The sequence below is a fragment of the Methylomonas sp. HYX-M1 genome (assembly GCF_040741385.1).
Lineage (GTDB): Bacteria > Pseudomonadota > Gammaproteobacteria > Methylococcales > Methylomonadaceae > Methylomonas > Methylomonas rhizoryzae.
The window spans coordinates 36157-48636 of sequence record NZ_CP160406.1; the positions used below are offsets into that span (position 1 = coordinate 36157).

General features: G+C 48.7%; 10 protein-coding genes. 3 read left to right on the top strand and 7 right to left on the bottom strand.

The annotated features are described in order from the left end of the window. Positions 1 to 27: 27 nt before the first annotated feature. Complete coding sequence (locus AB0A83_RS20555) at positions 28 to 354, bottom strand: EthD family reductase (RefSeq protein ID WP_205453080.1); 327 nt, start codon at positions 352 to 354, stop codon at positions 28 to 30. Between the two features lie 119 nt (positions 355 to 473). On the opposite strand from AB0A83_RS20555, the gene AB0A83_RS20560 reads away from it, so the two are divergent. Further along, positions 474 to 1349, top strand: coding sequence for a LysR family transcriptional regulator (locus tag AB0A83_RS20560; RefSeq protein WP_033159459.1), 876 nt, complete (start codon positions 474 to 476; stop codon positions 1347 to 1349). 279 nt (positions 1350 to 1628) lie between these two features. Here the strand turns inward: AB0A83_RS20560 and AB0A83_RS20565 are convergent, their stop codons facing one another. Beyond that, positions 1629 to 2207: a TMEM175 family protein gene (locus tag AB0A83_RS20565; protein ID WP_367156216.1), complete on the bottom strand. Its 579-nt coding sequence runs from the start codon at positions 2205 to 2207 to the stop codon at positions 1629 to 1631. A 525-nt stretch (positions 2208 to 2732) separates the two neighbouring features. Here AB0A83_RS20565 and AB0A83_RS20570 point away from each other — a divergent pair. Together AB0A83_RS20570 and AB0A83_RS20575 are read left to right on the top strand one after the other, a co-directional pair. Then, entirely contained in the window at positions 2733 to 3008 is a 276-nt protein-coding gene (locus AB0A83_RS20570; RefSeq protein WP_064023724.1) for an HU family DNA-binding protein, read from the top strand. 99 nt (positions 3009 to 3107) lie between these two features. Continuing rightward, positions 3108 to 3419 carry an integration host factor subunit beta gene (locus AB0A83_RS20575; protein WP_064023723.1) on the top strand — a complete coding sequence of 104 codons (312 nt, stop codon included), beginning with the start codon at positions 3108 to 3110 and terminating at the stop codon, positions 3417 to 3419. 35 nt (positions 3420 to 3454) lie between these two features. On the opposite strand, the gene AB0A83_RS20580 is transcribed toward AB0A83_RS20575, so the two are convergent. The 5 genes from AB0A83_RS20580 to AB0A83_RS20600 all read right to left on the bottom strand — a co-directional run bounded on the left by AB0A83_RS20580 (position 3455) and on the right by AB0A83_RS20600 (position 11599). Next, the gene (locus AB0A83_RS20580) at positions 3455 to 4825 is read right to left on the bottom strand and encodes an SEC-C metal-binding domain-containing protein (RefSeq protein WP_367156217.1); all 1371 of its coding nucleotides are present in this window, start codon (positions 4823 to 4825) and stop codon (positions 3455 to 3457) included. A gap of 395 nt (positions 4826 to 5220) precedes the next feature. Further along, positions 5221 to 5574 (bottom strand): hypothetical protein, encoded by a 354-nt coding sequence (locus tag AB0A83_RS20585; RefSeq protein WP_101052485.1) that lies wholly within the window; start codon positions 5572 to 5574, stop codon positions 5221 to 5223. A gap of 148 nt (positions 5575 to 5722) precedes the next feature. Further along, a complete protein-coding gene (locus AB0A83_RS20590; RefSeq protein WP_101052483.1) occupies positions 5723 to 8839 on the bottom strand; it encodes an efflux RND transporter permease subunit in 3117 nt (1038 codons plus the stop codon). 2 nt (positions 8840 to 8841) lie between these two features. Further along, positions 8842 to 10299 carry an efflux RND transporter periplasmic adaptor subunit gene (locus AB0A83_RS20595; RefSeq protein WP_101052481.1) on the bottom strand — a complete coding sequence of 486 codons (1458 nt, stop codon included), beginning with the start codon at positions 10297 to 10299 and terminating at the stop codon, positions 8842 to 8844. Further along, on the bottom strand, positions 10292 to 11599 hold the full coding sequence (locus AB0A83_RS20600; RefSeq protein WP_101052479.1) for a TolC family protein: 1308 nt from the start codon (positions 11597 to 11599) through the stop codon (positions 10292 to 10294). Before AB0A83_RS20600 ends, AB0A83_RS20595 begins: the two co-directional genes overlap by 8 nt. Positions 11600 to 12480 lie beyond the last annotated feature (881 nt).

The following is a 12480-nucleotide window of genomic DNA, read 5'->3' on the forward strand; positions in this document are numbered from 1 at the left end:
GTGATTATGTTAAATCCGATGGTCGGATTAGAAATCAAAGGTTTCCACCTCGGAGATCAGAAACAACGGCTCACCACCGCTAGAAATCTCAACGGCATGCTGAGCTGTTTCTTGGCCGCCTGGTGAATTCAGACAAGCCTCTAATTCGGCGAGGGATGGAAAATAAACCTCGGCAATCCGATGAAACTGCGCTGCAGATTTGTCTGCATTGGAAAGAATCAATGAGGCGACAAATCGTGTTTTGCCGGCCAGCTTTTCGACAGCCATCGGCACATGCTCATCAGCATAACGACGTTCAAAAGTTTTTAAATCTGTTGGTGTAGGGTACATTACGATTAATTTTGCTGTTTTCATAGGAATATTGAATATTTAGGTGACTTGGTGTTTATATTAAATAATGAGTTATGTTAATTGTAAAATACCAATTTTCTATGAAATAATAGGTTTTTCCTATTCAAGAAAGGAGGCAAGCTGTGGAAATGCAACAAATTCGCTATTTTCTGGCCGTCTGCGATAAAGGCTCATTCACTCGCGCTGCACAAGCAACCTATGTGGCCCAACCCTCCCTGACGCAAGCAATTAAGAAATTGGAAGATGAACTTGGCGGTGAGCTATTTAGCCGAGACCGCAGCGGATGTCGGTTGACGGCTTTAGGACGTTTGGTCGAACCTTCTATACGTGAAATAGTGCGCAAGACGCAAGCTGTCAAAGCTGAGGCTGTGCATTTCAGCCGCTTAAATACTGTGCCACTTCGCATCGGCGTGATGACGACAATTGCCGCACACCATTTAAGTCCATTCTTCACTGACTTTCAGCAAGAACGACCCCATGTAGAACTGGAATTAGTCGTCGACAGTGAATGCAATCTATTGAATCAACTTGATGAAGAGGGCCTGGATTTAGTTATCAGCGCACCAACATCCTTACTGGCAGAGCGTTACCAGTCTTTAGAGCTTTACGAAGAACGCTATGTCGTTGTCTTCAACGACAAACACCGTTTCAATCAAATGCAACAAATTGATTTAGCGACCATACAAGCTGAACCTTACTTGGATCGCCTGAACTGTGAATTGCGTGAAACACTGAGGAGTGTGTGCCAGGGGCGGCAGGTCAATCTTTATGCTGCCTATAGAAGTAATAGCGAAGAATGGATACTGAGTATGGTACGCGCCGGAATCGGTGTTGCGCTAATGCCGGAATTCACCATCACCAAAAATGCAGATCAGATTCGAGTTCGTTATCTGTCAGATCCGGAAATTCGTCGCACCATCTGCGCTATATTCCCACCCACATCGGCCGCAAAACCCGAAGTGGCAGAAGTATTGAAAAGTCTGCGGATGGGTTTTTAAAAAATCACAGGTTAGGCAAAACTAAATCAAAAGTCCGATTATGGCGTTTAAAGGGGTTAGGAAACCTCTGATTATTGCAGTTTTTCAAGAAAAATTGACACGCAAACCATTGTTTTAATTGGTGCTGAACCAATCTGCCAGAAAGCCGCCATACATGTTTCTCAATAGCTGACCTTCAAATAGGCTTGAGCAGACCTTCACCAACTCAATTTATTGTTGAAGGTTACAATGAAAAGCCCAGTTTTATTTGGTCATTTGCTTGGCAAATCAAAAATCCTTTTAATATTCAGACATCACGTTCTCAATACGTCGATCTGGCACTAACCATAGCAATGCGACCAGCACATAAAGCCCTTGAGCTAACCATGGCGACCAAAACGTGCTTAGTGTCGCTATTAAGTAAATCAATGGTGAGGATTTACCCTTCCAGTCGCTACCGACAGCTCTTTTTAATAGCGAATTTGCCTCTTGTGAAACGATGATGAGGTATTGTATTAATATGTAAGCAATTGCTGCCATCAATAGAACCACTCCGTAAGCCATCGTTGGTATAGCCGCAAAGTGATTTTCCCCCATCCAGGCAGTTGTGAAAGGAAATAACGATAACCAGAACAATAAATGCAGGTTTGCCCACAGTATCGAACCAGTGACTTTTTGGCATGTTTGCAGTAAATGGTGATGGTTATTCCAGTAAATGCCTACATAGACGAAGCTCAACACATAGCTTAAAAGCACAGGAATCAAAGGAACCAGCGCATTGATGTCCGCAGAATGGGGTACTTTCAATTCCAATACCATGATGGTGATAATGATGGCCAGTACCCCATCACTGAATGCCTCCAGCCGACCTTTACCCATGTCTTACCTCGTTAACGTTTTAGTGATGGGTAGCTATTATTACAGCCTATGGTTACGCACAGTTTTTTAAAATACAAAATTCAATTGGGTTCTTACATAATCGCTATCATGTTCACCTTCAGTAATCACTTGTCCCGCAAAAAATGGCTGTAAGTAAAACCGAGTGAAAGGTGTTTATTGATTTCTCACTCTGTGTTTGCCGAAATGGCGAGGGCTCGATATTGGCAGGCACCCTCTATATGTGGATGTCGCAAAATTGGCCGTTGGATGCGGTCGCCAATGACCGCTTTGTAGATCTCCAGTTCCCAGGCGCTGGATTTAGCTGACTGACTGGTTTGGAGAAGTGCGACCGTCAAGTTTGGGTCGGTTGCGACAATTTGCGAATTTTATAAGCCGACATTCGCTACTGGTACATAAATTTTGCGGTTCCGGTTTACACGCCTTCCAGACTGATTTGCTTGAAGGAACATGTTGAAACTGCGATCATCAACGCCTAGTTTTTACATCCCACCTTTTGAGGAAACCATGCATAAATCCGAACTCATTGACGCCATTGCCAGCCATGCGAATCTCAGTAAAGCCGATGCCGGGCGGGGCTTGGATGGCATCCTCAGTGCCATTCAAAATACCTTGAAAAACGGCGATTCGGTATCGTTAGTGGGGTTTGGCACTTTCGAAGTCAAGGAACGTGCCGAGCGTCAAGGCCGCAATCCGCAAACCGGCGCTGGACTGACCATTGCTGCGGCAAAACTACCAGGCTTTAAAGCCGGAAAGGCTTTAAAAGACGCCGTTAACGGTTAAATTCTCTTGAGAAATAGAGGGCGTTGAGTGGCTCGAAGTCCTCTTGAAACTGCGCTATGATTCGACGATTAACTCACCGTCGAACCTTCGACATTTCAGATGACAAAATCGGAACTGATGGGTGCGCTGGCCGCCAAGCAAGCGCACCTGCTGCAAAAAGACGTAGAGCTCGCTGTCAACACTATCATTGATGTTTTGACTACCGCTGTCGCCACTGGCGAACGAATTGAAATTCGTGGATTTGGTGGTTTTTCAACGATTCCCCGCAAAGCCCGTATGGGTAGGAATCCCAAGACCGGGGAGTCTGTCAGTCTACCGAGTCGGCACACCGTTCATTTCAAACCGGGTCTTGATTTGCGCAACCGGGTCAATGCTTCGAAACTGGCGTTCCCCACCATTAAAGACCTTTAACCCTGTCCTGGGATCAGATTAACTATCCCCGGTACTTACGGCGCGATCCCTACTGACTGCCAAAGAAATTCATAGGAAACCGGAGGGCGGTGTTGCGCTTTGGCTTGCTGGGCTTCGCCATGTTCGTAGGTGTGCAGCAAGAATTTGACTTGTTCCAATCCTTCCGGGGTTCTGATGGCCTCGCGCGGCGTTTGATTGTTCAATATCGGTAATGGCTTGTCAGCCCAGTCAGCGTAAAGCTGCCGAATTCTTTTCTCTATGAGCTCGCCTATTATCTCGGGTGGCAGGGGTATCGGTTCCGACCTTTCCGGGATGTCATGAGGCTGCATATTAGCCAGCATGCCTTTGGGGGCGGCCAGTTCCCGGCTGATAAAGGCCACCGTAGTGCCTGAAACCGCTTCGAACCAAGGTCTGCCTTTGTCCGCATACTGTTGAGTATGATAGGACACTTTGATTCGATCCTGGCGTTTGCTGGGATGAATACTGAGACTTTGCCGTGTCAGCCCATCTTCGCCTACAAATATACGGCTCCAACCTGCATCACGATTGCCTTCGATATCCGCTGCCCTGGTCAAGGCCTGGTCCAATGCGTCCCAGTCCAGAACCCGGTAATGATCAGTCACGAACAGCAGCGATTCACCCGTGACATGATCAACCACTGGCGGCATTTCAAAGGCCCTGACAAATAACTGGAGCCAGTGAAACGGGATGATGGCACTAGTGATTTCCTTGGCGAGAGCAGAATCCGGCTCGACGCCCTCTAATTCGTCTTTGAGTTCTTCCAACAAATCCCAGCTTTGTTGGCGGGGGAAAGAGTAAACGGCGCCGGACAGTTCAAAATGAGCGTCAAACGGCACGATGCGTGCCGCGATCAGGTCATACCGGTTAGCTTGTTGTGAGCCTGATTTTTCCTGGACGAGAACGGGCGGGCGTTCGGGCAGCATCACATCCCTTAATGTCAGGCATTTGCCGGGCACCACCGCCACAATTTCGTAAAGCCTGAGGGGTAGTGCTGTTAGACGCTCAAGCCATTGTCGCTGTTCAGCAGACAATAGCGGACCACCCTTTCCAAGTAACAAATCCGCAACGCGATAGTCCTGGTCTTTGAGGGTCAGCACGCCATCTGCCAGCAGCCATTCCATGGCATTGATCATAATGCCGGTATACGAGTCCTCGGGTAGGTCCTGAAGCTCGGCATATTCATCGTCGTCGAGTCCACCAAAAAAACCTTCATCAATCTCGGCACGGGCCGGCTGCTCATACTTCGTGAAGAGCCACTGGATGGCTTTCGGGACGGCTTCAGCCCGATCATGCGCAATCTGGGCGTCTGCTGTCTTCAAGCAGCACTGCTTATATTTTTTACCGCTGCCACAAGGGCAGGGATCGTTTCGGCCTAGTTTTTTCATGTCAGGGTGACTTTAAGCCAACCCCAGGATTATTGCATTGAAATTTTTGCAGCATAGCCCGGCAACCCGACACGACTTTCTTCCTTTCCAATTACTTTCTTTATATGTCGGGTGACATAAAAAATGAAAAGTGGTCGATTGATTTTAAAGTGATTTTTCATTATTTGTGTCACAAGCTATACCCGCTTTTGACACAAATAATGAAATATTCCGGATTTTGTGCCACTAATATTGAAAACTTTCGCACCCTTCATTTTGGTAGAGCGAATTCGGCCAAAACTGGCTTCCGCCCATATTTGGTTAAGGGCAGAATTTCAACAGAATTCAGACTGTTGATTTGAAGGCACGAAATTAAATATTCATGCCCTCAAATCCTTCAATAGTTAAGACTGAGTTTATTGGGTACCTGCCATTTGATGATGCATTTTAGCCATCGCTGTATTGGCATCAACTGCTTTTTGGTAGGAGCTGATTAGCGATTGGCAATGTTCTAGGAACATTTCGGATTGCTTGCCGTACAGGTAGCTGTGCTGCTTGTACTGTTGCAGAAGCTTTTTGTGTTCTTCCACTTTAACTTCGGCATCCTTTGCGGCTTGTTCATAATGAGTCGCCAAAGACTCATGGTCATCCTTGGTTTTAGCGCTTTGGATAGCTGCGCTCATATCCATGGGATGGGGGTTTTGTTGGCAACCTGATAAAACTCCCAGCGTTAAAGACGTGACGACCAACAATTTAGTGATGGTTTTCATAAGATCTCTCCAGTTAAGTTAAATTCTTCAGACAGCAATCAAAATGCCGTCCTGCTTCGTAAAAGGGTGTTGTTTAATGCATCATTTGGACTGTACTTATCGTCATAAACCTCCTGGATCTATGAATGTGAAATTTACTGGCTTGGGCTCATCGTGGTCTCAACGAATGGCCTTTCAACAGCGCATAAATTGCAGGGATTACGATTAGCGTCAGCAGCATTGAGGAGATCATCCCTCCCACCATAGGGGCGGCAATGCGCCGCATCACTTCCGATCCGGTTCCATTACTCCACATGATGGGTAATAGACCTGCCATGATGGCGGCCACTGTCATCATCTTGGGCCGCAGCCGTTCTGCAGCACCTGTAATTACACAGGTGTAGAGTTCGTTCAGCCCCATTTCCTTACCCTGTTGCCTGCATTCTTCGATTTTGGCTTGATAGGCGTGATCCAGGTAAATTAGCATAATCACTCCGGTTTCGGCAGCCACCCCGGCCAGTGCGATAAAGCCGACACCCACTGCCACGCTGACGTTATAGTTCAACGCCCACAGTAACCAGACGCCGCCTACCAGGGCGAACGGCACCGACAACATGACGATTAGGGTTTCCGTCATACGGCCAAAGTTCAGGTACAGCAGGATAAAAATGATCAGCATGGTCAATGGTACGACTATGTTCAAGCGCTCAACGGCACGCTCCATATACTCGAATTGCCCACTCCAGGTTATGTAATAACCGGTAGGCATCTGCACGGCTTTCTCGACTGCGAGTTTGGCATCATGAACATAGCTGGCAATATCACGATCCCGCAAATCGACAAAGATATAGGCGGAGAGCAGAGAGTTTTCGGTACGAATACCCGGTGGTCCTTTGGATAAGCTCAAATGTGCAACCGACGATAAAGGAATCATGGCACCGTCAGCAGTCGTTACCAGTAAGTGATTGCCTATGGCACTAGGACTGTTCCTGAGTTCGCGGGGATAACGCACTATCACGCCAAAGCGTTCCCGGCCTTCAACCATAGTGGTCACCATTTCACCGCCAATAGCGGTTGAAATCAGATTTTGAATGTCGCCGACCAGCAAACCATAGCGAGCCAAAGCGTCATAATCTGGATCGATATTCAGATAATACCCCCCGGTAATCCGCTCGGCATAAGCACTGGTGGTGCCGGGTACGTTCTTGATGGCTTGTTCGATTTGCTGGGCTAGCCGTTCCATTTCAGCTAGGTCGTTACCGAACAATTTTACGCCAACAGGCGTCCTAATACCGGTTGCCAACATATCGATGCGATTTTTGATCGGCATGGTCCAGGCATTGCTGACGCCAGGGATTTGCAGAGCCTGATCCATTTCTGTAATCAATTTGTCGACGGTCATGCCCGGCCTCCACTGCGATTCCGGTTTCAGATTGACCACCGTCTCGGACATTTCTAAGGGCGCCGGATCGGTGGCGGTGGCGGCGCGACCGGCCTTGCCGAATACCGATTCGACTTCGGGAAAGGTTTTGATGATGCGATCCTGAGTTTGCAGCAGCTCGGCGGTTTTGGTGACCGACATGCCGGGCAAGGTCTGCGGCATGAACAGCAGGGTGCCTTCGTTTAAGGTCGGCATGAATTCACCGCCCAATTGCATAGCAGGGTAAATACTGGCAACCAGTGCCAGTATCGCCAGCAAGACAGTGGTTTTTTTAAAACGCATGACCCAAGTAATCACCGGACGATACAGCCACAGCAACAGCCGATTGACTGGGTTATCTTGTTCTGCCCGGATATGACCGCGCACAAATAGCAATATCAGTACCGGCACTAAGGTGACCGATAGCAACGCCGCGCCGGCCATGGCAAAGGTTTTGGTGTAGGCCAAGGGTTGAAATAGCCGACCTTCTTGCGCTTCCAGGGTAAATACCGGCAAGAAGGATACGGTGATAATCAGTAAGCTGAAGAACAAGGGCGGGCCGACTTCCCGACAGGCATTCAATACAATGGTGTGTCTGGGTAATTTATACGCATCATGCTCAAGGTGCTTATGCACGTTTTCGACCATCACGATGGCGGCATCGACCATCGCACCAATGGCAATGGCAATGCCGCCAAGACTCATGATGTTGGAGTTCATGTTCAGCAAATGCATGACGATGAACGCCATCAATATGCCAACCGGCAACATCACAATGGCGACGAGGGCGCTGCGCAGATGCAACAGGAATACTGCACAAATCACGGCCACGACCACACTCTCTTCCAACAGCGTGTGTCGTAGATTTTCAATCGCCCGATGGATCAGATCCGAGCGGTCATAAACCGCTTGAATACTCACACCTGTTGGTAGCCCCGCTGTGATTTCCTTTAAGCGTAGTTTCAGGTTATCAATCACTTCCAGCGCGTTTTGACCGTAGCGGGCAATAGCGATGCCGGATACCACTTCACCCTCACCATTCAACTCGGTAATACCACGACGTTCATCTGGGACCAATTCCACTCGGGCTACATCCCGCACTAACACGGGTGTGCCATTGGCGACTTTTAATACCAGCCGTTCCAAATCATGAATACCATGCAAATAGCCACGACCGCGTACCATATATTCTGTTTCAGTCATTTCAATGGCTCGACCGCCCACATCGCGGTTGCCATTGGCAATCACCTCTGTCACGGTTTTTAGGGGGATGCCATAAGCCTGGAGTTTATGTGGATCAACGGTGACTTGATATTGCTGAACAAACCCGCCGATGCTGGCCACTTCGGCGATTCCTTGTGCCTTGGTTAACTGATAGCGTACAAACCAGTCTTGCAAGGTACGTAGTTCAGCCAGCGAGTATTCCTTCCCCAGCAACACATATTGATACACCCAGCCCACACCGGTCGCATCGGGCCCGAGTTGTGGTGTAACACCACGCGGCAAGCGCCCGGCCGCAAAGTTTAAATATTCGAGTACCCTGGAACGCGCCCAATAAATATCAGTACCATCCTCAAAGATCACGTACACAAAGGATGCGCCGAAAAATGAGAAACCACGAACCACTTTGGATCTTGGCACACTCAGCATCGCGGTGGTCAGTGGATAAGTGACTTGATCCTCGACCACCTGGGGTGCTTGGCCAGGGTATTCCGTGTAGACAATCACTTGCGCATCGGACAAATCTGGCAAGGCATCTAGTGGAATTTTGATCACGGCGTAAATGCCGCCACAGATTAAAAGTAGTGTGGTGATCAACACCAGAAACACATTTTTTAACGACCAGGCAATGACCCGTTCCAACATGGCTAGTGCTCCATCACATGTTGACTATGCTCATGTTCTGGCATGGCCACTGAATCGTCCTGATTCGATTCGGCCTTTGGCATCGCCTCAGCACTACTCATACTGTCCAGCGCCGATTTCAAATTGCTTTCGGCATCGATCAGGAAATTAGCGCGGGTGACGACATTGTCGCCATCCTGTAAACCCTCAAGCACTTCGCTGAATCCGTTGGCCTGATGGCCTATCTTCACGGTGCGCGGCTCGAACCGGCCATCATCGAGCTGTACCAGTGCTACCTGCCGCGTACCACTATCGAGAATAGCCGAATCGGGGACACTCAGCTCTCGGTGTCGTTGTTGAGTCGCTAATACTTCAACGCTACCGTACAGGCCGGGTTTCAGAAAACCTTTGGCGTTGTCCATGTCCACTCTGACCTTGACGGTGCGTGTGTCGGTATTCAACGTGGGAAAGATAAAACTGACTTGCCCATGAAAGGATTTATCAGGGTAAGCCTTGATATTGACGCTAACCTCTTGACCTAATTTAATCCACTCTAAATCGGGCTCGAATACATCGACCATCAGCCACACCCGACTCAGATCGGCAATTTGGAACAGTACCTCGCCCGGCATAAAACGCATGCCTTCTACTGCGGGCTTTTCCATGACCACGCCATTGACAGGCGATGGTAACAATAAAGTTTCAATCACGAGTTCGCGCTCTTGCAAGCGTTTTAATTGGGCCGTGCCAATGTCCCAATTTTTTAGGCGTTGCAAGGCATTGCGGGTGAGTTGCTGGGCGGTGGCAAGCGCCTGCGGGCTGGCCTGTTCTAATGCACCTTCACCTTGTTTGGCAATCAGATATTCCTGCTGCGCCGTCAGAAGATCGGGGCTGTAAATATCCAATAGTGGTTGTCCACGTTTGACAGATTGTCCGGTGCTATTAACTAGCAAGCGTTGTATCCAACCCTCGAATTTGGCATTGATGACATGCAACCGACGCTCATCAACTTGAATACTGCCCGGCGCACGGATAGAACGCACTAAATCCCGATATTGAACTTTCTCGGTTTTGGCGCCGAGCTTTTGGATTTTTTCCGGACTAATGGTCAAGAGTTTAGAACTCGTTACCTCGCCTTCGTAAACCGGCAGATAATCCATTCCCATCTCATCCTTTTTCGGCACAGGCGAGGTATCGGCCGCCCCCATGGGATGGCGATAGTACAGAATACGGCCTTTGTTCGGCTGGGTTGTCTGCGAGACTTCATCGGCATAAACCGGTAGATAATCCATGCCCATTTCATCCTTTGCCGGTGTCGGAGACGTCACTTTTGGATTCATCGGATGCCGATAAAACCGTGGTTTATGCTCTGCGACCGACACAGTCTTTTCCATGGGTTGCGGCTTATCCGCCAGCCAAAAGCCGCCGGCGATTCCAATGAGCAGGGTCAATACACTGACCAGAATAGTTTGCTTAGTCATGTGTCAGGTCCTTACCGATTAAGTTCGATAGTTCCGCCAGCAATTGCTGGGTTTCGACCAACGATTTCCAGTATTGGCTTTGATACTGAAACAAACTCAACTGTGTTCGCAGTAAGTTGCTGAAGTCCGTCTTGCCAACAGGGTACCCGGCCATCAAAGAACTGACGGCTTGCTGAGCTTGAGGAATGATTTCATGCTCGAATAATGCTAATCGCTGTTTTGCGTGCAGGTATTGGGCGGTATTGGCTGCAATTTCACCATGGACTTTATTGTGCTCGTCCTGCAAGGCGTACTGCTCCTGCAGCAACTCACTATTGCGTTGATCGACTGCCTTGGCCTGTTTTTGTTCGGCATAGATCGGTAAATTGATGCTGAGTTTGACGCTAGCAAAATCGCTACGGGATTCGCCGGATGGGGTGTTTTGTCTGACTGCGTAACCGGCACCCAGTGTCAGATCGGGATAAAAATCCTTTTCGGCGATTTCAATGCGGGTCTTGGCGGCACCGAGCATTTTGTGATGCTGCTCGAACCGTGGGCTATGTTCCATGGCTTGTGCCTGCAATTCCGCAACCACCAAGACCGGGGTTTTGATCTCGGCTTGGTCAGGCAGTTTTACCAAGGTATCGGAGTTGCGGCTGAGCAATGTGTTGATCTGAATGCCGGTACTGTGGCGCATGCTGATCAGCTCGATTTTTTCATCCTTGAGTTTCGAGAGTTCTAATTGGGCCAGCATCACATCCTGCTGTTGCCCCTGACCGACTTTGTAACGGGACTGGGCCGTATCGATCAATTGCTGAAAAAATTGTTCGCTTTCGGCAATGACATTGATGGCCCTATCGTAATAAAACAAGCGCCACCAAGTCTGTTTGACGTCGCGAACCAAGCGCAAACGGGCGACATCCACCGAGTCGGCTGCCGCCAGGGCTTCTTGTTCGGCTGCTTGTTCCTTCAAGGCCAACTTGCCCGGAAAAGGAATCGTCTGACTAATACCAACATCCATCATGGTCATATCTTCCTTGCGAAGACTGAGACTGTTGGTGGGAACATTTAAGGTATCGAAATTAAGCGTCGGGTCTGGCAGTGCGCCCTCTTGCGATGGAATGGCGGCTAATGCTTCGGCACGCGCTTTAATTTCGGAGATACCAGGGTTACCGGCCTGCGCTAGTTCAACAGCCTGTTCCAGGGACAAAAAAGCTTCATCGGCATGGACTACGCCGATAAAAATCAGTAAATAGCAGCAGAGCGCCCAATAGGGCCACGACACCCGATCAACAGGTGTGGGGTAAAACAAGGGGTACATTATTTTCTCCAATCAAGGGAAACACAGACTCACGCCAAAGCATGAAGCCCTATCACGCCTACAAGGCGCGGGTTACCTGGGAGAAATGGCTAATTCAGAAAAGTACAGAACCGATAGCGTATCGGTATGGGATTGGCAGTCGGTCTTCGTTGTCTATGACGGGTAAAAAGGCAGGGTAATGGGCTAAAAATATAAATACTTAGCCAAGTCAGGCACAAGATAAAAACGGGTAGATCAGGCTTATCGATTTTGAAATTTAGCGCGGGGTTAGGCTGGGAGTCCGGACACGCCTTGAGTGTACAGTTTTGGTTTGGTGAGAGTTGCGTCGCTGCGGCGCCATGATGCGCCGAATCGGAACAACCAACTGGCATCGTGTCCGTCACTGGTATTTGCATTTGCGCAGGCATCGGCATCGCACACGTTGACGACACCAGCATGAAGAGCCAGCTAGTCAACATGATCAGCACCATAACGGTCTGATAGTGATGATGTCGAAAAAATCCCACGGTCATTTCGCCACTAAGATCAATTGATGTGTTTAATGCTCTTGAAACCTATCGCGCATAAAGCGTGGATTCAATCCCAAGCGTAAAGTTTCCCTATCAACACAAAAAATGAATACTTGGCTCAAGCCAAAGATTCATTAGCGTCATTCTTTAAAGTATAGAGCAAGGTATCGCGAGCGGTGAGTTTTTGCAGTATCGCTTTGATAGTTTTACTAGCTGTCCCCTCATGCGCGCATGAGTCACCTAGTGACCCGATAAGCACAAGTCCCAAACTTATCCACACCGAAACCTTAGCGTACTATTTTTTCCGAATTCTGCGGTTATGCCAATTAGAGGGCAACTGGCTAGCCGATCAAGCCAACACAGTTGCAGTAT